The 24,188-nt window shown below is 66.9% G+C and carries 18 protein-coding genes; 5 read left to right on the top strand and 13 right to left on the bottom strand.

Translation table 11 applies throughout. The annotated features are described in order from the left end of the window. Position 1: 1 nt before the first annotated feature. Complete coding sequence (locus tag GC146_RS17370) at positions 2–1,147, bottom strand: serine hydrolase (protein WP_291841364.1); 1,146 nt, start codon at positions 1,145–1,147, stop codon at positions 2–4. Positions 1,148–1,326: 179 nt separating this feature from the next. Between GC146_RS17370 and GC146_RS17365 the strand changes: the two genes are divergently transcribed. The 3 genes from GC146_RS17365 to GC146_RS17355 are packed head-to-tail and all read left to right on the top strand — an operon-like array spanning position 1,327 to position 4,581. Beyond that, entirely contained in the window at positions 1,327–1,800 is a 474-nt protein-coding gene (locus tag GC146_RS17365; protein ID WP_291841363.1) for a MarR family transcriptional regulator, read from the top strand. Next, entirely contained in the window at positions 1,797–2,981 is a 1,185-nt protein-coding gene (locus GC146_RS17360) for an HlyD family secretion protein (protein WP_291841362.1), read from the top strand. The genes GC146_RS17365 and GC146_RS17360 overlap by 4 nt, the downstream gene beginning before the upstream one ends. A 10-nt stretch (positions 2,982–2,991) precedes the next feature. Next, positions 2,992–4,581: a DHA2 family efflux MFS transporter permease subunit gene (locus GC146_RS17355; protein ID WP_291841361.1), complete on the top strand. Its 1,590-nt coding sequence runs from the start codon at positions 2,992–2,994 to the stop codon at positions 4,579–4,581. On the opposite strand, the gene GC146_RS17350 is transcribed toward GC146_RS17355, so the two are convergent. The 6 genes from GC146_RS17350 to GC146_RS17325 all read right to left on the bottom strand — a co-directional run bounded on the left by GC146_RS17350 (position 4,582) and on the right by GC146_RS17325 (position 12,440). After that, positions 4,582–5,244 carry a hypothetical protein gene (locus GC146_RS17350; protein ID WP_291841360.1) on the bottom strand — a complete coding sequence of 221 codons (663 nt, stop codon included), beginning with the start codon at positions 5,242–5,244 and terminating at the stop codon, positions 4,582–4,584. Between the two features lie 75 nt (positions 5,245–5,319). Beyond that, on the bottom strand, positions 5,320–7,710 hold the full coding sequence (ppsA, locus tag GC146_RS17345; protein ID WP_291841359.1) for a phosphoenolpyruvate synthase: 2,391 nt from the start codon (positions 7,708–7,710) through the stop codon (positions 5,320–5,322). Between the two features lie 244 nt (positions 7,711–7,954). Beyond that, positions 7,955–9,646 carry an FAD-dependent oxidoreductase gene (locus GC146_RS17340; protein WP_291841358.1) on the bottom strand — a complete coding sequence of 564 codons (1,692 nt, stop codon included), beginning with the start codon at positions 9,644–9,646 and terminating at the stop codon, positions 7,955–7,957. A gap of 1 nt (position 9,647) precedes the next feature. Continuing rightward, positions 9,648–10,706 carry a thiamine pyrophosphate-dependent enzyme gene (locus tag GC146_RS17335; RefSeq protein WP_291841357.1) on the bottom strand — a complete coding sequence of 353 codons (1,059 nt, stop codon included), beginning with the start codon at positions 10,704–10,706 and terminating at the stop codon, positions 9,648–9,650. Beyond that, a complete protein-coding gene (porA, locus tag GC146_RS17330; protein ID WP_291841356.1) occupies positions 10,706–11,881 on the bottom strand; it encodes a pyruvate ferredoxin oxidoreductase in 1,176 nt (391 codons plus the stop codon). The genes GC146_RS17335 and porA overlap by 1 nt, the downstream gene beginning before the upstream one ends. Then, the gene (locus tag GC146_RS17325) at positions 11,874–12,440 is read right to left on the bottom strand and encodes a 2-oxoacid:acceptor oxidoreductase family protein (RefSeq protein WP_291841355.1); all 567 of its coding nucleotides are present in this window, start codon (positions 12,438–12,440) and stop codon (positions 11,874–11,876) included. The genes porA and GC146_RS17325 overlap by 8 nt, the downstream gene beginning before the upstream one ends. Positions 12,441–12,596: 156 nt before the next feature. Here GC146_RS17325 and GC146_RS17320 point away from each other — a divergent pair, with 156 nt between their 5' ends. Further along, positions 12,597–13,979: an efflux RND transporter periplasmic adaptor subunit gene (locus tag GC146_RS17320; protein WP_291841354.1), complete on the top strand. Its 1,383-nt coding sequence runs from the start codon at positions 12,597–12,599 to the stop codon at positions 13,977–13,979. A 14-nt stretch (positions 13,980–13,993) separates the two neighbouring features. After that, a complete protein-coding gene (locus GC146_RS17315; RefSeq protein WP_291841353.1) occupies positions 13,994–17,131 on the top strand; it encodes an efflux RND transporter permease subunit in 3,138 nt (1,045 codons plus the stop codon). A gap of 4 nt (positions 17,132–17,135) precedes the next feature. Here the strand turns inward: GC146_RS17315 and GC146_RS17310 are convergent, their stop codons facing one another. From GC146_RS17310 to GC146_RS17285, 6 genes are all read right to left on the bottom strand, one after another. Then, complete coding sequence (locus GC146_RS17310; protein ID WP_291841352.1) at positions 17,136–18,224, bottom strand: hypothetical protein; 1,089 nt, start codon at positions 18,222–18,224, stop codon at positions 17,136–17,138. A 31-nt stretch (positions 18,225–18,255) separates the two neighbouring features. Beyond that, positions 18,256–19,548 carry a radical SAM protein gene (locus tag GC146_RS17305; protein ID WP_291841351.1) on the bottom strand — a complete coding sequence of 431 codons (1,293 nt, stop codon included), beginning with the start codon at positions 19,546–19,548 and terminating at the stop codon, positions 18,256–18,258. 10 nt (positions 19,549–19,558) lie between these two features. Next, positions 19,559–20,653, bottom strand: coding sequence for a geranylgeranyl reductase family protein (locus tag GC146_RS17300; RefSeq protein WP_291841350.1), 1,095 nt, complete (start codon positions 20,651–20,653; stop codon positions 19,559–19,561). Next, a complete protein-coding gene (locus GC146_RS17295; RefSeq protein ID WP_291841349.1) occupies positions 20,650–21,690 on the bottom strand; it encodes a radical SAM protein in 1,041 nt (346 codons plus the stop codon). The genes GC146_RS17300 and GC146_RS17295 overlap by 4 nt, the downstream gene beginning before the upstream one ends. Beyond that, positions 21,674–22,807, bottom strand: coding sequence for an acetoin utilization protein AcuC (locus GC146_RS17290; protein WP_291841348.1), 1,134 nt, complete (start codon positions 22,805–22,807; stop codon positions 21,674–21,676). The genes GC146_RS17295 and GC146_RS17290 overlap by 17 nt, the downstream gene beginning before the upstream one ends. Before the next feature lie 119 nt (positions 22,808–22,926). Then, on the bottom strand, positions 22,927–24,183 hold the full coding sequence (locus tag GC146_RS17285) for a (Fe-S)-binding protein (RefSeq protein WP_291841347.1): 1,257 nt from the start codon (positions 24,181–24,183) through the stop codon (positions 22,927–22,929). Positions 24,184–24,188: the final 5 nt, after the last annotated feature.

Below are 24,188 nucleotides of genomic sequence, written 5' to 3'. Positions count from 1 at the left end.
CCTAGCCGGCGCTGGAGGCCTGTTCGGCCAGTTGCCGGAACACCGGCGGCCACCACATGCCCTTGGGAAAACGGTCGGACAGGCGAACGATGACGGTGTCATGGCGTGGGCTGACATAAATGTGCTGGCCCAGCGCCCCCATCGCGAAGAAATCGCAATCATCGGGGCCCACCTCGTGGCCCCACCAGAACCGCTTGTAGAAGACGCGGCCAGAGGCAAAGACGCGGCCCCAAGGCTTGTCCTTGTAAAAGCGGAACCAGTCGGGATCGCGCCGCGCGCCCTCTGGGCTGGTGGTGTCCCGCACCCAGTCGGCCGATACGATCTGCGCGCCGTCCCACTGGCCCTTCTGCAGGTAAAGCTGGCCGAACTTCGCCAGGTCCCGCGCGGTGGCGTTCAGACCACTTTCGAGGTGGACGAAGCCGCAGCGGCGACTGTCGATGGTCAGCGAGGCCGGGTATTCCGCGCCGATCCGCTGCCAGAGGCGGCGCGCGAAAAAGTCCTGCACCGGCATGCCCGTCGCGCGTTCCAGCATCATGCCAACCAGAAAGAGGTGATAGTCGTTGTAGTGAAAGAAGGCCCCGACCGGATCGGTTACCGGCGCCCGTCGCGCGGCCGCGCGGCAATCGGGCGAGAAATAGCAGATCGCGTCATCCGACCACGGCAGCGGCCCGGCGACAAACCGGATGCCAGAGCGCATTTCCATCAGATGCCGCAGACTGAGCGCGCCCTTTGGGTCGTTCTGCAGCTCTGGCAGACAGTCGGCCAGGGTGGCGTCGAGACCGCCAAGCGCGCCCTCGGCAATCGCGATGCCCAATAGCGCCGAGGCAAAGGATTTGGTCACCGAAAAGCAGCGCCCCGGCGTGTGCCGCCCGCCGCCGTTGCCATACCACTCAAACGCCACAGCACCGCGCGAGAGGACCAGAAGCGCGCTGGTTCCGGTCCGTTCAAGTAGCGGCACGAGATCGGTTGTTTCCGGGCCAGCGGGGCCGCGCAAGGTGACGGGTCCGAAACGGACCGGTGTGGGGTGGTCGGGAAGGGGCCGGGCCTTGCTGGCCGGGGCGAGGGGCAGGCCGGGAAAGCGGTTATGATCGTGGCTTGTGGGCCGGTTCCAGAGGATGTAACGGCCAATTCGCGTCGACGTGAACATGGATGCCGGTTCCGGGGCGGTGGTCCAACGCCACGGATGGTAAACCCGCCGCGTTAAACGGTAAATCGGTTTGATGTTGGTCGTCGCAGGGTGGTGCTTGCCGAGGGTTGCACCGGCTGCATGGCTGTCATTCATCGGCATTCGGGCCCTTGCCGCCGTAAGCATGCTTATTATATGCGATGCTTATGAAAACCGAGGGCCTCGAGAGATTTGGTCTGCTGCTCCACGACTGCGCGCGTCTGTTGCGTAAGCGGTTCGAGGTGCATGGCCGCGCGCTTGGCCTGTCTTCGGCCCAGTGGCGCCTGTTGGTGCGGCTGACGCGCGAGGGCAGGGCGACACAGGCGCGCCTTGCCGAGTTGATGGAGGTCGAGCCGATCAGCGTCTCGCGCCTCGTCAACCGGATGGAAGAGGCCGGCTGGGTGACGCGAGAGGCCGATCCGCTGGACAAGCGCATCCGCCTTGTCGTGCCGACCGCCAAGACCGAGGCCGCCTTTGCCGACATCAAGTCGGTGGCGACAACGGTCTATGACGAAGCGATGGCGGGTCTTTCGCTTGAAGACCGGCGTCGCCTTGTCGCGGGGCTGGACCTTGTCCTCGAAAACCTTTCCGCCGCGGCTGCCGCGGCACCGATGAACGCAGGGAATTCTGAATGAACACCGTGACTTCGCTGAAGACCGACGCCAAGACAGCCACGCCCGACGCCGCCGAAGCGAAAGCCCCGGCGCCCGAGGCCGAAAAGGCCGCAGCGCCTGCGCCGGCGCCGGCCCCCCATGCCGCGACCCCGCGCAAGGGCCGTGGCCGCCGCAGCATCCTGATGCTGCTGGTGCCCGCCGCGATGATTGCCGGCGGCGGATTCTACTGGCTGAACAGCGGTCGCTACGAGACGACTGAGAACGCCAACCTGCACCAGGCGCTGCTGTCCGTGGCGCCCGATGTGTCGGGCCGCGTCGTTGCCGTCAATGTCAGCGACGATCACCCGGTCAAGGCAGGCGATGTGCTGTTTCAGGTCGATCCCGCGCCCTACAAGATCGCGCTTGCGCAGGCCGATGCGGCGCTGGCCAGCGCGCGTCTAGGCGTGGCGCAGATGCGCGCCGCCTACGTGGTGGCGCAGGCGCAAGAGAAGGTCGCCGAGGATCAGGCCGCCTATTACAAATCCGAACTGGCCCGTCAGCAGGCGCTGGCGGACAAGGGCGTGGCCACCGCCACTGCCGTTCAGGATGCCCAGCACGCGGCGCAGGTCGCCTCGGAACAGCTGGTGACGGCGCAGGCCAATGCCAACAGCGCACTGGCCGCGCTGGGCGGCAATGCCGACATCAAGACCGACGATCACCCCTCGGTGCTGGCCGCGCTTTCGGCCCGTGACAAGGCGCAATACAACCTCGATCTTGCCACCGTGACCGCCCCGGCGGACGGCGTCGTCTATCAGGCCGCCTCCTTCCGCAAGGGGCAGTTCGTGGTCGCGGGCTCGGATGTTTTTACCCTCGTCGAAACCGGCGATTCGTGGGTCGACGCGAATTTCAAGGAAACACAGCTGGGTCATGTCTCGGTCGGTCAGCCGGCCGAAGTCAGCTTTGATATCTATCCCGGTCAGGTGTTCCACGGCCATGTCGCCGCGATCGGCGCGGGCACGGGCGCAGAATTCTCGCTTCTTCCGGCGCAGAACGCGACTGGCAACTGGGTGAAGGTGACCCAGCGCATTCCGGTGCGCATCGTGCTGGATGACGTGCCCGCCGGCACAGCGATGCGTTCGGGTATGAGCGCGAAGGTTTCGGTCGATACCGGCCGGATCCGCCACCTGTCCGACCTGCTTCCTGCCGCGTTTACGAAGGGCTGAGGCGCGGATCATGAGTGATGTCGGACGTGCCACTCTGGAAGTGCCGCACCGTGGCCTGATCACGCTGTCGATCATGGCGGCGACGATCATGCAGGTGCTGGACACCACCATTGCCAACGTCGCGCTGCCCTCGATGACGGGCGACCTTGGCGCGAGCGAGGATACGATCACTTGGGTCTTGACGTCCTATATCGTGGCCGCGGCGATCATGACGCCGGTCACGGGCTGGATCTCGGACAGGTTCGGGCGCAAGCAGGTGTTCATCGCCTGCATCGTCGGCTTCGTGGCCACCTCGATGGCCTGCGGCGTGTCATGGTCGCTGGGGTCAATGGTGACGTTCCGGCTGCTGCAGGGCCTGTTCGGCGCGGCGATCGTGCCGCTGAGCCAGACCTTCCTGCTCGACATCAACCCGCCCGAGAAATACGGGCAGGCAATGGCGATGTGGGGCGCGGGCATCATGGTGGGCCCGATCATCGGGCCGACACTGGGCGGCTGGCTGACCGAAAGCTTCAACTGGCGCTGGGTTTTCTTCATCAACCTGCCGGTGGGTATCATCGCAACGCTGGGCTGCACGGCCTACCTGCCGGCGGCGGCCAAACGGTTGCGAGGGTTCGATTTCTTCGGTTTTGCCATGCTGTCGCTTGGCGTAGGCGCGCTGCAATTGCTGCTTGACCGGGGTGGTTCGGTCGACTGGTTCTCTTCGCTGGAAATCTGGCTTGAACTGGCATTGTCGGTAACCGGCTTCTGGGTGTTCGTCGTCCATATCCTCACGTCGTGGGATTCGCCCTTCATCGACCCGCACATCTTCACCGACCGCAATTTCGTCACCGGACTGATCTTCATCTTCGTGATCGGGATCATCCTGTTGTCGAGCCTTGCCTTGCTGCCGCCGATGCTGGCGCAGCTCTTCGGCTATTCGACAATTTCGACAGGTCTCGTGATGGCACCGCGCGGGGTGGGGACGATGATCTCGATGATCATCGTCGGCCGTCTGGTGCGGAAGGTGGATGCGCGCATCCTCGTCATTGCCGGCCTGCTGGTCACCGCGGCCTCGCTTTACGCGATGACCGGGTTCACGCCGCAGATGGATTCGCAGCTGATCATCACTTCGGGCATCGTGCAGGGGCTGGGCCTTGGCCTTGTCTTCGTGCCCCTTTCAACCGTGGCCTTCGCCACGCTCGACCCGAAATACCGGGCTGATGCGACCAGCCTGTTCAGCCTTGTGCGCAACATCGGCTCGTCCATCGGCATTTCTGTCGTGACGGTCGTGCTGACGCGGAATATCCAAGTGAACCATTCCGAACTGTCGCAGTCGATAACGGCCACGAACGGTCAGCTCCTGTCGCTGACATCAAGCTTTGCCGCGCAGAACCCCGCGACCGCGCATGTGCCCGTGGCGCAGCTGGCGACCTCGCCCACCTTTCTCAAGGTCTTTGACGGGCTGGTGAACCAGCAATCTCTGATGATTTCCTATATCGACGATTTCTGGCTGATGATGATGGTCACGCTGGCCGCGATTCCGCTGGCGGCGATGCTGCGCAAGCCCAAGGCCCAGCCGGCGGGCGGCGGGCACGGGGCGGCCGCGGCAGCGATGGAGTGATCAGCTCGCCGCGCTGTCCTCGACCCCGATGACGAAAAGCACGGCATAGTCGCGCTTGGTGCAGCCCGGCACGGAGGGCATCGTCCCGCCGGGCATCACCGGGAAGGCTGCCTTGTTGGCCTGCGCGGGTGAACAGGTGCCGTCGGCCGTCTCTGGCGTGTAGCGGGCCGAGCGGCAGGCGAGGTGGGTGACCTCGCCAATGGTGACGCCATTGGCCAAATCCCAGTGCTGATCGCCATTGGCGTCGGGGGGCGCGACGGTCAGCACCGTCGTTGCTTCGCGCCCGCCGGTCACGAGGTAGCGGCCCGGCGGCAACGGAAACTCGGGGCTTTCCATGATCAGCCCGTGTTCCTCCATCCACCAGTCCTTCGCTTCGAACCGCCAGCCGGCCAGAGTCAGCCCACCTGCAGCCTGCACTGCGGGGAAAAGGCGCAGCCAGACGCCGCGGGGGCCGGGGTCTTGGCGCCAGAGGCCCCAAGTCTGTGCCCCGCCGCCCGACGCCTCGTTGTCGCCCGCCAGCGAGGCGATGTATTGCGTGGCGACGCGGCGAAAGCCGGGCGGCATGTCATCGGCGCGCGCCGCACGGGCGCCGAGCGCACCAAGTGCCGCCAGCCCCGCTCCGCCCATCAGCGCCTTGCGCCGGGTGATCCTGTCCATCGTCATGCCTCCCGCCTTGTCGGTTGCGGGAAAACATAGCGGGCCGGGCGCGGCTGACCAGTGCGCCCGGCCGGAGGTGCTTCAGCCTTTGCCAGCCTCGGCCGCCGCGACGTGGCGCTTGACCGCGACGAAGCTGTCGGGCGTGACCGAGATCGTGTCGATCCCCGCCTCGACCAGCAGGCGGGCAAAGGCCGGGTCGTTGCTGGGTGCCTGTCCGCAAAGGCCGACCTTGGCGCCGGCCTTGTGTGCCCGCGCGATCAGGCTTTCGATCATCCACAGCACGGCGGGGTTCGATTCCTCGAAAAGCCCCGCCAACTCGCCCGAGTCGCGGTCGACCCCCAGCGTCAGCTGCGTCAGGTCGTTGGACCCGATCGAGAAGCCGTCGAACCGTTTGGCAAACTCCTCGGCCAGGATCACGTTGGCCGGGATTTCGCCCATCACGTAGACCTGCAGGCCGTCCTTGCCGCGCTCCAGCCCGTTTTCCTTCATCACTTCCAGCACCTTGTCGGCCTCGTCGGGGCTGCGGCAGAAGGGGATCATGACAACGACGTTGTCGAACCCCATCTCGGTGCGCAACCGCTTGATCGCCTTGCATTCCAGCGCGAAACCCGCGCGATAGGCCGGGGCGTAGTAGCGGGACGCGCCGCGGAAGCCGATCATCGGGTTTTCTTCCTTGGGCTCGAATTCGCGGCCGCCCAGAAGCTCGGCATATTCGTTGGTCTTGAAGTCCGACATCCGCACGATCACCGGCTTGGGATAGACCACCGCGGCGATCTGGCTGAGGCCGCGGGCCAGGCCGTCAATGAAGAACTCGGTCTTATCGGCAAAGCCCTTGGTCAGCTCGGCAATCTCGGCCTTGGCGGCCTCGTCCTTCAGCGTGTCGAAATGGACCAGCGCCATCGGGTGGACCTTCAGCGCGTTGTTGATCACGAATTCCATCCGCGCCAGCCCCACGCCATCGGCAGGCAGCCGCCACCAGCGGAACGCGGCCGAGGGGTTGGCCATGTTCAGCATGATGCCGGTCTTGGTCTTCGGCACGTCATCGACGCGCAGCACCTCAACCTCGAATGCCGCGATACCTTCGTTCACCACGCCCTCGTCGCCGCCGGCGCAGTTGACCGTGACCTCCTGCTCGTCATGCAGCATATGGGTGGCGTTGCCGGTGCCGACGATCGCAGGCAGGCCCAGTTCGCGGCTGACGATGGCGGCATGGCTGGTGCGCCCGCCGTGGTCGGTCACGATGGCGCTGGCGCGCTTCATGATCGGCACCCAGTCGGGATCGGTGGTGGAGGTCACAAGGATCGACCCATCGACGAACTTGTCGATATCCTTTGCGTTTTCAATGATGCTGACCCGTCCGGTCGCCACTGCCGCGCCCACCGACAGGCCGGTGACCAGCACCTTGCCGGCGGCCTTGACGGTGTAGGACTTGATCGCGCCCGCATCCGCCCGTGATTGTACCGTTTCAGGACGGGCCTGCACGATGAACAACTCGCGGGTTTCGCCGTCGCGGGCCCATTCCATGTCCATCGGCTGGCCGTAATGGTCCTCGATGGTCACGGCCATGCGGGCCAGTTCCATGATCTCGTCGTCATTCAGCACCCAGGCGGCGCGCTCGGCCTTCGAGGTCGGCACGTTCTTGGTATCGCCGCCCTGCTGGCCGGCGTAGATCATCTTCTTCTCTTTCGCGCCCAGCTTCTTTTCCACGATGGGTTTCAGGCCGGGTTTGCCCAGAAGCGGTTTATACACCTCGTATTCATCCGGGTTGACCGCGCCCTGCACCACATTTTCGCCCAGACCCCAGGCGGCGGTGATCAGCGCGACCTTGTCAAAGCCCGATTCGGTGTCGATCGAGAACATCACGCCCGACCCGCCGGTATCGGCCCGCACCATCCGCTGCACCCCGATCGACAGTGCGACCTTCTCGTGACCAAAGCCCTTCATCTGGCGATAGGTGATCGCCCGGTCGGTGAAGAGCGAGGCGAAACAGCGCCGACAGGCCGCCAGCACCGCCTTTTCCCCACGGACGTTAAGGTAGGTTTCCTGTTGGCCCGCAAAGCTTGCATCGGGCAGATCTTCGGCGGTGGCCGAAGACCGCACGGCGACGGGCATGTCGGTGGTACCCGCGCGGCGCGACAATTCGCGGTAGCTTTCAAGGATATCGGCCTCGATGTCGGCGGGCCAGTCGCCCTCGAGCATCATCTTGCGGACCTCGTTGCCAGCTTCATGCAGGCTGATCTTGTGATCCTGCCAGCGCCCGATCGCGTCCTCGATCCGTTCATCGAGCTTGTTGTAGGTCACATAGGCACGGTAGGCATCGGCGGTGGTGGCAAAGCCGTCGGGCACGCGGATGCCCTTGGCCCCCAGTTGCTGGACCATCTCGCCCAACGAGCTGTTCTTGCCCCCCACCAGCGCCACGTCCTTGCGGGCGAGCGTTTCGAACCACATCACGTTCACGGTATTTTTCGACATCGGATCCTCGCTAAACTGAAATTGCCGTCGCGGGGATGATGCACCGGGTGCCGGGCCGGCGAATTGACACCGATCAAAGCGCGGAAAAGCTTCGCGCAGGGGGCCGGGGAGCGCGGGAGAGGGCCGGATGCCAGCGCACGGCCGTCACGGGCAGGATGTTTGAAAATGACAATTCGTCCCGATAATATCTTGAAATGATCGGGCAGCCAAAGCAGAAAAAGACAATCTTCGCCGCCGGGCCGGATCAGGCTTCGGCGACCATCTGGATGTATCCGGTCGGGCATTCCGCGGCACAAAGGCCGCATCCCTTGCAATAGTCGAGATCGAAGACGTAGTGCGAGCCGTCGCGCGCCAGTTCCACCGTCTTGATCACCGCGTTGTCGGGGCAGAAGGTCCAGCAATTGTCGCAGGCCAGACAGTTGCCGCAGGAGAGGCAGCGCGCCGCTTCGGCCAACGCCGCGTCAGACCCAATGCAGCCCTCGATCTCGGCCTCGAAGGTGCGCGCCTCGACCGGCAGCTTGGGTGCGGCGCTGCGTGCGCGGGGCGGGTAATAGCGGGTGTTGAGCGCATTGGCCTGCAGCACCTCGCGCGCATCCTCCTGCGGTTCGGGCGCACCGGCCACAAGGGCCGCCGCGGCCAGTGCCGCGCGCCGCCCGTCGCCAATCGCCTCGGCCACGGTGCCGCGGTCGCCGCGCGCGTCGCCCATGGCAATCACGCCGTCCGCCGCGAGCCGCCCCCAGGCATCGACCGACCGCAGATAGCCGCCCCGCAACAGCCCCTCCAGCCCCTCGGGCGATACCCGCTCGCCCACGCAAGGCACGACAAGGTCCACCGGCAGAACCCGCTCGGTCCCCTCGAAGCTGACACGCTTGGTGCGCCCGTCGGCCCCCTTCAGCTTGCGCAGGCTGACCACCTCGACGCCGGTCACCTTGCTGCCCTTCATGATCAGCCGGTTGATGGTGGCGTGCGCGATGATCTCGACACCTTCCTCCAGCGCCTCTTCCAGCTCGCGCGGGACGACGTTGATCACGTCGCCGGGGTCGGTCTCGGGGCCGGGCAGGCCCGAGGCGGTGACCAGCGTAACATGGCCCGCGCCCGCCCGTTTCAGCATCCGGCAGAGGTCCATCGCGGTATTGCCGCCGCCATGCACGATCACCCGGTCGCCGGGCGGGAAGGCGCCCACGTCCATGAATTCGCGCAGCAGCGCCAACCCCTCGTGCAGGTCCACCGGCACCGCGCCCTGCACCGACCAGTCCTTGCCCTCCTGGCAGCCGGGGCCAAGCAGCACCGCGGCATGGCTGCGCCGCAGCCCATCGAGCGTGACATCGCGGCCCAGCCGCGCGCGCAGGTTCAGCGTGATGCCGGGCACCGCCAGAAGCCGCTCGATTTCGGCGTCGATCACGTCGCGGGGCAGCCGTGTCGGCGGAATGCCCGAGCGCAGCAGGCCACCAGCCTCGGGCAACGCCTCGAAGATCTCGGCGCGCAGGCCAAGGCGCACGCAATGCCACGCCGCCGACAGGCCCGCGGGCCCCGCGCCGACGATGGCAACGACCGGCGCATCGGCGGCGGGGGCGGCCGCGGGATAGGCCCAGCCATGTTCGATCGCCCGGTCGCCCAGCCAGCGTTCGACGTTGTGGATCGCCAGCGCCCCGTCCAGTGTCACCCGGTTGCAGGCGGTTTCGCAGGGATGTGGGCAGACGCGGCCGGTGATCGCGGGCAGCGGGTTGGCGCTGACCAGTTCGCGCCACGCGCCTTCAAGGTTATTTTGCTGCAGCAGGCCGAACCAGGCCTGCTGGTCCTCGCCTGCCGGGCAGGCACCGTGGCAGGGCGCCTTGGCATGGACATGCGCGGGCACTTCGGTGGACCGCCAGTTGCCGGTCTTGAAATCCAGCGAGGTGCCGGGCAGCGCGTAGGCGCCGCGTGTCAGAACGGCCATCTTACATCCCTCCCACCAGCGGACCGCCACGGCCCACGGCGGCCGCGCCGCCCGTGTCGTTGGCATCCTGCGCCGCGCCGGCAAGGCCGAACGTGGCGATGTTGTAATCGGCCAGCGCCTGAAGGTGGTCGCGCTCCTTCTCGGCGCGGGGGTCCTTGTCCTTCATCAGGTGGGCAAAGCGGCCCTGAACCTCAAGATAGTCGCGCACCGGGCGGGGGCTGCGGATCGGCATGACGTTGCTGAGCGATCCGCGTTCCAGTTCGACCAGCGGGAAAAGGCCGCATTCCACCGCGCGGCGCGCCACCTCGATGGTCAGGGCGCTGGCGTGTTTCCAGCCCAGCGGGCAGGGCGAATGAACGACGATGAAGGTCGGCCCCTCGATCCCCATCGCATAGCGCACCTTGCGCTGCAGGTCGGCCGGAAAGGCGACCGAGGCCGAGGCGGCATAGGGCACGTGATGCGCCGCGATGATCGACAGCAGGTCCTTTTTCAGGTGCCGCTTGCCCATCCGGTCCTTGCCCGCGGGCGATGTGGTGGTGGACGCGGCATGCGGTGTCGAGGAGGACCGCTGGATGCCGGTATTCATGTAGGCTTCGTTGTCGTAGCAGACGTAAAGGATGTTGTGATAGCGCTCCAGCATCCCTGACAGCGCCTGAAAGCCGATGTCATAGGTGCCGCCATCGCCGCCGAAGGCCAACACCTTGGTCTTCTTGCCCTGCGCCTTCATCGCGGCCTCCATGCCGGAGGCGACGGCGGGCGCGTTTTCGAAGAGCGAATGGATCCACGGCACGTGCCAGGCTGATTGCGGCCAGGGGGTGGTGAAGACCTCCAGACAGCCAGTGGCATTGGCGACCATCACGTCGGGGCCCGCGCTTTCCATCACCAGCCGGGCGGCCAGCGCCTCGCCGCAGCCCTGACAGGCGCGGTGACCACTGACCAGCCCCTCGAACCGCGGCTGTTTTTCGCGCAGGGTCAGGGGCTTGGGCGAGGGTTCATCGGGGGCGGGCGGCACGCGGCCGAATTTCGCGCGCAACTCGCTCAGGCGGGTTTCGTCGGTCATCAGCGGTCCTCCGGAGCCAGTTTTTCGAGGTCCACGTCAAAGACCGAGAAGGCCGGCGCGTCAGGGTCGCGAATGGCGGCCATCAGGTCGGCGTAGATCGTCTCGGGGATGTCGCGGCCACCCAGCCCGATGGCGTGGTTGTGGATGCGGGGCCGGTCGGCCATGTCGGCCAAAACGGCCGCCACCTCGGTCCCGACGATGCCGCCCAGGCCGGGCGAGATCGCGCGGTCGATGACGATGAGGTGTTTCAGCCCTTTGACCGCCTCGCGCAGCGCCTCGGCCGGGAAGGGGCGGAAGGCGCGCAGCTTGATGATGCGGGCGGGGCCGGCGGCCTCGGCATGCGCGGCCATGCCGGCGCGCAGTGTGCCGACGGTCGAGCCCATGGCGAGGATGCCCACTTCGGCGGCCGGATCGCCCTCGACCTCCAGCAGGCCGCCGCTGCTGCGCCCGGTCAGGGCGGCCCAGTCCCTGTCGATCTGGTCGATCACCGGCAGCGCGCGGGTCATCGCGGCGTGGTGGGCGTGGCGGATTTCGGCGAAATACTCGGGCGTCACCAGCATGCCGAAGGATTTCGGGTCCGTCGGGTCGAGCTTGCGGGCAAAGTCGAAGGGCGGCAGCCAGCCGGCGACCTCTTCCTGCGACGGCATATCGATGATCTCCATCGTGTGGGTCAGCACGAAGCCGTCCATGCAGACCATCACCGGCAACTCGGTTTCCTGCGCGATGCGGAAGGCTTGGATGGTGGTATCGACCGCCTCCTGGTTGTCGACGCAATGCAGCTGGATCCAGCCGGAATCGCGCACCGCCATGCTGTCGCCGTGGTCGTTCCAGATCGACAGCGGCGCGCTGACCGCGCGGTTGGCCACCGTCATGACCAGCGGAATGCGCAGGCCCGCAATGTTGAACAGCACTTCGGCCATCAACAGCACGCCCTGGCTGGCAGTGGCGGTGTAGGCGCGCGCACCGGCGGCGGCCGCACCCAGCACAACCGAGGCCGCCGAGAACTCGGATTCCACGCTGACGAACTCGGTATGCATCTCGCCCTCGGCCACGAGGCGAGAGAGGTTTTCCACGATATGGGTCTGCGGCGTGATCGGGTAGGCGGCGACAACGTCGGGTTTGCACAGCGCCACCGCACGCGCGATGGCCAGGCTGCCTTCGAGGGCTTCACGCATCGGCGGGCTCCTTCCACAGGCCCTGCGGTACGGCGGCCGCGGCCCGGTCGATCAGGGTCAGGTTATGGGCCAGAGTGTCGCCCTTGAACCGGCCTTTCAGCGCCGCTGCCAGCGCCGCGGGGGGCAGCAGGCCGGTCAGCGCGAGAAAGCCGGCCAGCAGCGCGGTGTTGGGAATGGGCTTGCCGATCTCTTCGATCGCCATCGCGGTGGCCGGCACGCAAAAGGCCCGGCAGGCAAAGGCCTTTTCGACATCCTCGGCGCTGCGGCCGGAATTGACCAGCATCGCGCCGCCGGGTTTCAGCCCCGCGGTAATGCCGTGGTCCAGCAGCAGCGTGTCGTCCTGCACGATCAGGAAATCCGGCGCGCGGATCTGCGCGCGCAACTGGATCGGCACGCTGTCGATCCGGACGAAGGAGGTGACCGGCGCGCCGCGCCGCTCGGCCCCGAAGCTTGGGAAGGCCTGACAGGTAAACCCCGCCTCGAAGGCGGCAGAGGCCAGCAGGTAGGCGGCTGCAACGCTGCCCTGTCCGCCACGTCCATGAATACGAATCTCGATCATGGAAGGCAGCCTAGCGGCCGACGGCAGACCCGCCATTGACATGGGTCAAGAACCGGGCTGTGCGACCGCGGGCGGCAACGTGGATGTGATCGGGCAAGCTGGGTCCCGCCGGGCTGGCCCGGCTTGACGGCACCATGAGACGGGGCCAATGCTGACTTGCTGCACCCGCCGGCTCTGGACAGCGGCGCCATCCAGACCACCTATGAGGGGCTTCTCTCGGAAAGTCGTAATTTCATGTCGCTTTGGAAACAGGTTCTGATTTCTCTGGTTGTGGTTGCCGTGATGGGCGCGCTCTGGATTGCCTTCTTTCCCGGGGCCGTCGGGATTGCCCGCCAGATCGGCCTTGCCGGGCCGCTGGAGGCTGTGGGCATTACCCTTCCCGCTCAGGAAGCGGCGGGTCCCGGTGGCGGCGGTCGGCCGGGCGGGGGTGGTTTCGGCCGGTTCTCGCGCGCATCGACCGTGGTACTGAAAGCGGCAACCAGCGAGATCATCAATGACAAGGTCTCGGCGCTGGGCTCGGGCGAGGCGATCCAGTCGGTCACCGTGCTGCCCGAGGTCAGTGGCACCCTGAAGGCCATTCCGGTTCAGGCCGGCACGGTCGTCAAGCCCGGCGATGTGATCGCGCAACTCGACATGGATGTTCAGCAACTGGCCCTCGACAAGGCGCGGCTGACCTTTGACGACGCCCAGCGCACGCTGGCACGCACGCAACAACTGGGCCAGACAAATGCGGTGCCTGCGAGCCAGATCCAGTCTGCCGAACTGGCCGCGAAAAGCGCCGAGATCGACCTGCGTACCGCCGAGAAGAACCTTGCCGACCGCACCATCACCGCGCCCATCGCGGGCACGGTCGGCATCCTGCAGGTGGGCGTGGGCACCGATGTGACGGCACAAACGGCGCTCACCACGATCGTCGACAGCTCCAAGCTGCGCATCAATTTCTGGCTGCCCGAGCGGCTGTCGGGCAAGGTCAGCCTTGGTGATCCGGCGCAGGTGGTGCCGGTGGCCCTGCCGCAGCTCTCGCTTGATGCAACCGTCAGCGCCATTGATAACCGGATCGACCCGGCCAGCGGTACCTTTCAGGTGCAGGCCGAGGTCTCCAATGCCGACGGACGCCTGAGCCCCGGCATGGCCTTTACCGTGTCGCTGAAATTCCCCGGTGACAGCTTCATCGCGGTTGATCCGCTGACCATCCAGTGGGGGACCGACGGTTCGTATGTCTGGCGTGTCGTCGACGACAAGGCCGAAAAGGTGCCGGTGCGTATCGTACAGCGCAACACCGACAGCGTGCTTGTCGCAGGCGAGGTAAAGGTGGGCGACATGTTGGTGACCGAAGGTTTGGCCGGGCTGTCGCCGGGCGCCACGGTTCAGGTGCAAGGCGCACCCCCGGCCGACGCTGCGGGGGGCCAGCAGGCCGGCGGTGGTTCTGCGGCCAAGGCACCTGGGCCAGGGTCGCAATCGGGGCCGCAATCGGGTGGGCGAACGGGCAACAGGGCAGGTGGCACCACCGCCGCGGCCGCGCCCGCAAGCGGCAATTAGGGGCGCGCGCGGTCATGGCCGAGAACAAGAATTCTCAGCAGGGTGCGCTACTGGCGGCGCTTTTCGTGCGCCGGCCGGTTCTGGCCTTCGTGCTGAACGCGATCATCTTCGTCGCGGGCATCGCCGCCATTCTTGGCATGCAGGTGCAAGAGCTGCCCAATGTCAGCCGCCCGGTATTGACCATCAACACCCAGTTTCCCGGCGCGGCAGCTGAAACCGTGGATACCGAGATCACCTCGGTCATTGAAGGCGCCATCGCGGGCGTGAACGGGGTGAGCGGGGTTTCCTCAAGCTCCAGCTACGGCCGTGGCCGCACGACGGTGGAGTTCAGCGGATCGACCGACATCAATATTGCCGCGTCGGACGTGCGCGACGCGATCAGCCGGGTCGCCAACTCGCTGCCCGCCGATGCCAAGACACCCACAGTGGTCAAGGCCGACAGCAACGCGCAGGGCGTGATGTGGCTGTCGGTGACATCCGACAAGCTGAGCATCGGGCCGTTGACCGACCTTGTGAATGCGACGATCCTCGATCCGCTGCTGGCGGTCGACGGCGTGGCCGACGTGCAGCTGGCCGGCGATGCGGCACAGATCCTGACCGTCGACATCCGGCCCGATGCGCTGGCCGCGCGGGGGCTGACACTGGCCGATGTTTCAAAGGCGCTTGCGAAGATCTCGTTCGACGTACCGGCGGGGACGCTCAACGCGACCAACCAAAACATCATCGTGCGCGCCTCGGCCAGCATCACCGACCTTGGCCAGGCGATGGGGCTGCAGGTCAAGGACGGGGTCAAGCTGTCGGACGTGGCATCGGTCTATCTGGCGCCCAATTCCAGCGGCACCCGGATCAACGCCGAGGGCAAGGCGGGCGTGGGCCTGTCGATCATCGGTCAGGCGCAATCGAATACCATCGCGATTTCCAACGGCATCCACGCCGCCATCGCGGCGCTTGCCCCTTCGCTGCCGCCAGATGTCAAGATAACCGTCAATTCCGACGACGCGGTCTTCATCCGGGGCGCGGTCAGCGAGGTCATCCGCTCGATGGTGATCTCTATCCTTGTCGTGACCGCGATCATCTTCGTCTTCCTGCGCGACTGGCGCGCGACACTGATCCCGGCCGTCTCGATGCCCATCGCGCTGGCGGGCGCACTGGCGGGGATCTACCTGTCGGGCTTTTCCATCAACATCCTGACGCTGCTGGCGCTGGTGCTGGCGACCGGCCTCGTGGTGGACGACGCGATCGTCGTGCTGGAGAACATCGTGCGCCAGCGCAGCCTTGGACTTGGCCCTCGCGCGGCCGCCGTGCTGGGCACACAGGAGGTTTATTTCGCGGTGCTGGCCACGACGGTGACGCTGGCGGCGGTCTTCATCCCCATCTCGTTCCTGCCGGGGCAGGTGGGCGGCCTGTTTCGCGAATTCGGGCTGACGCTGGCGATGGCGGTGCTGGTCTCGTCGGTGGTGGCGCTGTCGCTGACGCCGATGATGGCGGCGCGCGCGGTGGCGCATGGCGGACATGAAGCGGGCCGCAAGCCCAGCCTTATCGCGCGTTTCGGCATGATGCTGGCAAGGTTCTACGCCCGCACGCTGCACGGCGCGCTGAACGCGCCGCTGGCGGTGTTGGCGGCCGCTGCTTTGTTTGCCGCGATCGCGTGGTTTGCCTTTCCCACGATCAGGACCGAACTGACCCCGCCCGAAGACCGCAGCCGCATCGCCGTCATAGTGCAGGCACCGCAGAACGTCAGCCTTGACTACACCAATGCCCAGATCAGCCGGATCGAGGAGCTTCTGGCGCCGATCAAGGCCAGCGGCGAGATTTCAAACGTCTTTTCCATCACTGGATTCGGCGGCAGCACCAACCGCGGTTTCATGCTGGTCAGCCTCGTGCCCGAGGATCAGCGCAGCCGCAGTCAGCAGGCCATCGCCGGCCAGATCAACGGCCTGATCTCGCAGGTGCCGGGGGTGCGCGCCTTCGCGATTTCGCCCAATAGTTTGCGCATCAGGGGCGGCGGCAACGGCCTGCAATTCGCCCTCGTTGGCACCAATTACGACGTGCTGGGCCAGGCCGCCGCCGCCAGCGTCAAGGCGCTGCAGGCCGACCCGCGCTTTGGCAACGTGCGGTCAAGCTATGACACCACGCAGGCGCAGGTGCAGGTGCAGATCGACCGCGCCCGCGCCGACCAGCTGGGCATCGACATCACCGGTGTGGGCGCCAGCCTGCAGGCGATGCTGGACGGCCAGTCCATCGGCAACGTCAACTTCAACGACACGACCTACCCGATTTATCTGCAATCGACGAGCCAGCCGATCAACGACCCCACGGATCTGGAAAACATCTTTGCCCGCACTGGCGATGGCCGCTTCGTGCCGATGTCCTCGATCGTGTCGATCTCGGAAAGCGCCGCGGCCCCCTCGCTCAGCCGCGAAAGCCAGCGTCGCGCCGTCGATATTACCGCGGGCCTCAGCGATGGCTTCCCGATCGGCAATGCCTACGAGGCGGCACGCGCGCTGCTGCTGCCGGAACTGCCGCCGGGTGTTTCAATCGTTCCGCTGGCCGAGGCCGCCACCATCGGCCAGAACGCCAACGGGCTGGCGGTGACCTTCGGCTTTGCCGCGCTGGTAATCCTGCTGGTACTGGCCGCGCAATTCGAAAGCTTCGTCAGCGCCGGGATCATCATGGTGACGGTGCCGTTCGGCCTTGCGGCCGCGGTTTTCGCGCTGATCCTGACGGGCGGCACGCTGAACGTCTATTCGCAGATCGGGCTGGTGCTGCTGGTGGGGATCATGGCCAAGAACGGCATCCTTGTGGTCGAGTTCGCCAACCAGTTACGCGATCAGGGCCTTGCCGTGCGTGAGGCGATCGAGCAGGCGAGCGCGATCCGCCTGCGCCCGATCATGATGACGAAACTGGCCACCATCCTTGGCGCGCTGCCGCTGGTGCTGGCCACCGGGCCGGGGGCCGAGGCGCGGTCAGCGTTAGGCTGGGTGATTGTGGGCGCGCTGGGCTTCGCCGCCGTCTCGACCCTTTACCTGACGCCAGCGACCTACCTGATCTTTGCCCGCCTTTCGAAACCGCGTGCGCATGAAGAGGTGTTGTTGCAAAAGGAACTGACCCGCGCCGCGGCGATCAAGGCCGAAGGAACGCCGGCCCAATAGCGCGTCAGGTGTCGGCCTTGGCCTGTACCTCGCCGGCGACGGCATTCAGGATCGCCGTCGTGAAGTCCTGTGGCGCGACCGTCAGCAAACCCACCTGCGAGGCGCCGAAAAACGCCGTCACGGCCTCGGCCAATTCGGCGGCGGTTACGCCACGCAGTGCTGCCTCCAGATCGGCGATGATGCGGGGCGGCGTGACAAAGAAATCGCCGGTGATGACGATTTCGCGCATGCGGTCCTGCCGGGGGCCTTCCAGCCGCACATGCGCCGTCACCGTGCCGCCCGCGCCGGTATGGGCGCCGATGCGCACGTCAGCCGGGCGGGTCGGGTCGTCGATGCCATACACAAACTCGTCGGTGCCGATCTCCTCGGCGAAAATGGCCCTCGCGGCGGCCTCTTCCCCGGCGGTGATCTCGCCCCATTCCGGCGCGATACCCAGTCGCGCGGCAAAGCCCTCCAGCAGCGCCTGCTTGACCTCGGCCACCGGCGGCGGCTTGCCGTCGAAGAGCTCGCGCAGGGTCACCACCCGCTGCGCGCCGCTGGTCTGGCCGTGCTTGGCCAGTTTCGCTGCGGGGATGTTCAGCAGAGAGGTCATCTTGGCCCCGTCCATATCGGCCAGCACGGTGCCCTGATAGAACAGCGTATCGCCGTCGAAGAACCCGCCCGTGCCGGAAATCTTGCGGCCGTCCACCTCGATATCGTTGCGGGGCCGATAACGCGCGGCGATGCCAAGGCGTGACAACCCGTCGGCGGCGGCTTCGCAAATCTCGCGCGCCAGATCGCCCAGGCTGGAGATGCCCAGCGTCGCCTTGTGGAACACCAACTCCCAGCCGAACTGCCCCTCGTCGAGGTACAGCGCGCCACCCCCGGTGATCCGCCGCCCGATGCCCACGCCCGCCGCGCGACAGGCCGGCAGGTTCAGCTCCTGGCTGATCGCCTGATGCCGGCCTACCAGCACCGAGGGCGGGAATTGCAGGAAGCGCACCGTGTCGGGCACCGCCCCCGTCTTGTGCGCCTCGATCAGCGCCTGGTCGAAGGCCATCTGTTCGCGGCAGGGGCGGATGCCGGTGTCGATCACGCGGAAGGGCTTGGTCATGGTGGGGTCCTTTCGGTGGCGCGCCTGTGGGTCAGAGCAGGTCGAACTCCTCGCCCGGCGTGTAGCTTTCGCCGGGCTTTTCCATCGCCAGCTGGCTGCGGATCTTGCGCAGGTCCACCTCCTTGGGGGCAAACGGGTAGCTGGCGATGTTCGAGGGCGGGCTGTCGCCATAGGGCCTGTCGCATGCCGAGATATCATCGGCGAACTTGCCGGGGCAACCGCTGGTGCGGAAGGCGATGCCGGCGTCGATGATCACCGACAGCTCGGATTGCGGCATCCCGAAATCGACGATGCGGCCGTTCTCGTCGAAGGTCATCTGCTCGATCCGCACGCCGCAATAATCCACAAGGTAGCGCGCCAGTTGCACGCGCCGCCATTGATCGCGCGGGGTGGCGGGCAGGTGGTCCATCAGGCTGCCCTTCTCGGGGAAGAAGCAGAACATGTGGCTGTGCCCGCCCAAGTCGACCAGATCCTGCACCACCTTCATCACGTCGTATTCGGTTTCGCCCATGCCCACGATGATATGCGCACCGAACTTCTGCGGCCCGAAGATGTCGCGCGCTTCCAGCATGATTTCCCAGTACTTTTTCCAGGTATGCGGCGATTGCACGCCCTTGCCGCGGGTGCGGTCGAACAGTTCGGGCGTGGCGGCGTCCAGCGCCACGGTGAAGATATCGGACCCCATGTCGCGCAGCACCTGCACGTCATTGCGCGTCATCGTGGTGGGGTTAGACAGGATCGAGATCGGGATCGCGTCGGGGTCGATCCGGTCGGTCCATTTCTTCAGCACCGTCACGGTGTCCTCGTCGGAATTGGGGTGGGTGATCATCGAAATGCACATCCGGTGAAACGGGCTGCCCGCCACGTCGCGCGCGACGCGGTCCACCACCTCGTCCATCGGCACGGCGGGCCAGTCGACGCGGATGAAGTTGCGGTCGGCATAGTTACGCTCGGCCTCGCGGTGGCGGGCCAGCCCGCAATAGGCGCAGTTGGCGCGGCAGCCCTCGGGGTAGGTCAGCAGGAGGTTGAGGCAGCGGGTGCAGGAACAGCCATGCATCTTGCCCTCGACCAGCCCCATCGTGATCGCCGCCGCGGTCGACATCTGCACGTAGTCGGGCGAGCGCATGTGCGGCGTCAGGATGTTGTAGTTGGGCTTGTAGAGCCCCTCGGGCGCGCGGTTGGCCTCCTTCACGGGCCGGCCGTTCTTCATCGGCGCCGGCACGACGCCGGGGATGCGGGGCTCCATCACCTCGTAGGCGTTGAAATCGCGCCCGTCCGCGCCGGTCCGTCCGGGTTGCGCATTTTCGGGTTTCAGGCAGGTCATGGCGTACTCCTCAGGCGGCGGGGGCAGTGGTGCGGGCCTCGGCCCAGTATTCGGGATAGGCGATCCAGGCGCGGCGCAGCGCGGCCGGGCCGGGTGGTTCGCCCGTGGCGTAGCGCGCCATCAGTGCGCGGCGGCGGTCGCGGGCCAGCGCCAGCGAGCGGCCGTAAAGCGCGTCCAGTTCCTCGGCATAATCGGCGCGCGCGTCGGCGTCGCCTGCCAGCAGGGCAACGGCGGCCTCGCCTGCGAGTTGGCCCGAGGTGACGGCGGCAGGGATGCCCGCGCCGGTGACCGGGTTGGTCAGACCCGCAGCGTCGCCTGCCAGCAGGACGGGCACCGCACCAAGGCGACCGACAGGGCCTGTCATGCCGCCCACCGGGATCGCGCCACCAGTGGTGGCGTGAATGGTGGCGCCCACCCGACCCTCAGACACCAGTTGCGCGTGCAGCGCCTCCAGCAGCGGCTTCAGCCGGTCGCGGTATTGCGGGGCCACGCCAAGGCCAAGGTTGGCACGCTCGCCCTTGGGGAAGAGCCACTCATAGCCGCCCGCGATCTCGGGCCGCAGGAAGATGTCGGTGCCGTCATGCGGGCGCAGCAGGTCAACGGTGATCTGGCGCGATTCCACCACGTCCGCGTTGGGCGCGCCAATGGCAGCGCCCACCACCGAACGCGGACCATCCGCGCCGATGATCGCCTTGGCGGCGAACTGCGTGCCATCGGCCAGCACTGCCACGCCCTCGGGCGTGATCCGGCGCAGCAGGGTGTCCATGCGGATCTCGGCCCCGGCGGCGCGCGCCTCGGCCACCAGGGCCGCGTCAAAATCGGCCCGGTCAATCATCCGGCCGCGGAAATCCGGCGTCACCTCGACGCCCGCGCCAAGGTAGGTGTCCATCCGCGCGATGGCCTGCCGCTGGGCGGCCAGCACGGCGGGCACGTCGCCGCCTAGCATGGCCGGGACGAACTCGGCGCATTGCACGGGCAGGCCGGGCACGCGGCGCCGGTCGATGCCCAGCACGCGCAATCCCGCCCGCGCCGCCACCGTGGCCGCCACCGCGCCTGCCGGGCCAAGCCCGCAGACCAGCAGGTCGGGCGTGGCGGTCGTGCTCATGCCGCGCAGGTCCGCGCCGGGGCGAGCGCCGTGCGCGAGCCGATCTTGATCGAGCAGCAGGCGTTTTCCTGCGTGAAGGCGCGCCCGACCGCGTCGCAGGTGGCCACCGCGCCATCGGCCGGAAAGGCGATGCCGTCGAGCCCGGCCATCACCGCGTAGGCATCTGTGACCTGTTTGTGCGTGCCCGCGGGCCGGGCGCAGCCCAAGAGCACCTGTCGCTCGCCCATCGCATGCCGCGCCTGCAGGAAGATGCGGCCCACATCCGTCGTCGACGGTGTCCGGAAGGTGCCGGGCCGGGCGTAGAACGGCATGATCACGACCAGCACCAGCGCGTTCACCGGATAACGCGCGACCATCTCCAGCGCGCGGGCCTCTCCCCGGATCTCGCCGTAATGCAGACCGATGACGATGTGGGGGCTGATCTCCATTTTCGTCGCGGTCAGGGCGGCCAGCGTCGCCTCGAAATCCTCGACCGGGCGGTCGAGGTGATAGACCTCGCGGATCGTGTCGTCGGAGCCGATCACGTCCATCATCGCGGTGTCGATGCCCGCGGCCTCCATCCGCTTGGCCGCCGCCTCATCCGTCAGCGCGGTGTGAATGGCGACCTTCAGATGCGGGAAGTCGCGCTTCAGCCCCTCGATGACGGGATAGAACTTTTCATAGCGGATCTCGTTGCGGCGGTTCGACCCGCCCGACAGCAGGAAGCCCTGCAAATCCTGCATCAGGATCAGGTCGCGCACCTTCTGGTCCAGTACCTCGGGCCGGGTGGCCGCGATCATCGGTTCCAGGATCTTGGCCTGGCAATGATCGCAGTCCAGTGCGCAGGCCCCGCCGGTGATCGAGAAGGCGGGAAAGCTGTTCTTGCCGCAGCCCTGGATCTCGGCGCCCTGGTATTCCTTGAAGGTGGGCGTGGAAAACCGGATCGGGCGGCGATGGGTCAGGGGCGCGGCGGCCTGCATCTCGGCCACCAGGGCGGCGTCGAATGCAAGGTCTTCCAGCGCCTCGATCTGCGCAAGACGGTCAAGCCAGTCGGACATGGGGCAACTCCGCGGGATCGGGGGACAGGGCGGCGCGCGCCAGCGCCGCAAAGGCGGGGCGGACGGGGCCGGGATTGGGGGCGTCGGCAAGCGTGGTCAGCCAGGCCGGCTGCACCTCGTCCTCGTCGACAAGATCGCAGGACAGCGGGGCCAGCACCGCGCGCGCGGCTGGCGGCAGGTCGTCGGGCACGGGCTGGCCCGAGAGGCGCGCCCACAGCCCGGCCCAGGCCCGCGCCAGCGTCCAGGGGTTGTAGCCGCCGCCGCCAAGGATGACCGAGGCCGGCGACAGCCGCGTCAGCGCCATCACGGCCTCCCACAGCGCGCCGTTCGACAGCGCCAGCGAGGACAGCGGATCGCCCGCCAGCGCATCGGCGCCCACCGTCACCACCACGGCCTGCGGGGCAAAGCCGCGCGCCAGCGGCAGCAGGGCATTGTCCATCAGCCAGGCGAATTCGCTGTCATTCATCGCGCGGGGGACGGGGAAATTGCGGGCATGGCCATTGCCCCGGTCGCCCGCGCCGCCGGTGAAGGGCCAACGCCCGTCCTCGTGCACCGACAGCGTCATCACGCGCGGATCGTGGGCCATGGCCGCCTGCACCCCGTCGCCGTGATGGGCGTCGAGGTCGGCGTAAAGAACACGCGTCAGGCCGGCATCCAGCAGCCGCAGGATGGCAAAGACCGGGTCGTTGAAATAGCAAAACCCGCTGGCCCGGTCCGCCATCGCGTGATGGGTGCCGCCGCCCGGATGGTAGGCGATGCCGCCTTTCAGCGCGATCTCGGCCGCCAGGATCGACCCGCCGACCGAGGCGCGCGCGCGTGCGTCCAGGCCGGCAAAGATGGGGTTCTCGATGCTGCCAAGGCCGAAACGCGCGCGCTCTTGCGCGGTGGCGCGCCCGCGTTCGGTGGCCGCGGCAAAGGCTGCAAGGTAGGCCGCGTCGTGAAAGCGGGCCAGTTGCGCGTCGGTGGCGATGGGGCATTCGGCATAAGCGCCGTCGTCCAGCCAGCCCAGCGCACGGCACAGGCCCATCACCGGGGCGAGGCGGGCAATCGCCAGCGGATGGTTGCCCGGGTATCCGGGTTCCAGATAGATCCGGCTGCTGATGAACGTGGCGGCCATGCTCCCCCTGTCGATGACGGGTTCCGGCGCGCTCCTCTCGCAATTCCGAAATATGTCATCTTCCACATACAATGTCGCCGGACGGACGGAACGTCAAGGCCGAGAGACGGCGCGCGCGATCAGTCCTCGACAAGGTGATCGGCGATGATCTCGACGATGCTTTCCAGCTTGCCCTCCCAGTGCAGGGCGGTCTTGCTTTCGTCGAAGGTCAGCCGGCAGTTGGCGCAGGCCGAGACCAGCGTATCGGTTCCCGTGGCCGCGACCTGGTCGATCTTGATCTGGAACACCTTGTGGCGCAGCGGCGCGGCCCGGCTCATCGCCTGCACGCCGCCGCCACCGCCGCAGCACCAGTTATGCGCGCCGGTCGGGGCCATCTCGGTGAAATGGGTGGCAAACCCGTCCAGCAGGTAACGCGCATCCTCGGTCGCGCCGCCGCGGCGCGAGATCTGGCAGGGGTCGTGATAGGTCATCGGCGTGTCGTAGGGCTTCAGCTTCAGCTTTCCGGCGCGTTTCAGCTTGGCCATGTATTCGGTGATGTGCAGCACCTCGAAAGGCAGGGGCCGGCCGATGATGTTGGCCGCACCCCAGCGCAGCACGCCATAGGCATGGCCGCATTCGGGGATGACGACGGTCTTGGCGCCGGTCTTTTCGGCGGCATCGAGGATGCGCTGGATCATCACCTTGGCGATGTCGGCCTTGCCCGAGAGATAGCCGAAATTCGTGGCCTCGTAGCCGGTCGTTGAAAACGTCCAGTCGACGCCAGCATGGTTGAGGATCTTCGCCATCGCCGACAGCGATTGCGGGTATTTCATCGCCTCGATGGACGAGACCGTCAGCAGCACCTCGGCCCGCTCCTTGTCGAGCGGCATGTCCACCTCGTCGTCATCGGCCAGCCACTCCACCCGGTCGACCAGCTTTTCCGGCGTCAGGCCCAGCGGGCTGCCATGATCGCGCGAGTTCTCGGCCGCCTGCAACAGGTCCGCAGGCCCCAGCCCCGCCGCCACGAACGCCTTGCGCGCCTGACCCACGATCGAGGCGATGTCGATCGCCATCGGGCAGACCTCGGTGCAGCGGCCGCACATGGTGCAGGTGTCGAAGATCAACTCTTCCCACTCGGCCAGGTCCTTTTCGGTGATGGCCGGCGCAAGGCCCAGCCATTTCAGCGGCCATTTCTGCGCGCGCTGGGCCTTGGCGATGGGAAACAGCTTGTAGGCCGGCGTGTGGCGCGGATCGCCCGAGGCCTTGTGGAAATGGCACGCCTCGGAGCATTGGCCGCAATGCACGCAGGCCTCCAGATAGGCGTTCATGTGCTCTTCGGTCTGGGCGAGGAAGGCGCGGGTGGCGGCCTTCACGTCGATCGGGGCGGGCGCGTTCATCGGGA

It is taken from the genome of Limimaricola sp., assembly GCF_016125575.1.
Lineage (GTDB): Bacteria > Pseudomonadota > Alphaproteobacteria > Rhodobacterales > Rhodobacteraceae > WGLM01.
This window is presented reverse-complemented; position numbering and strand designations above follow the sequence as displayed.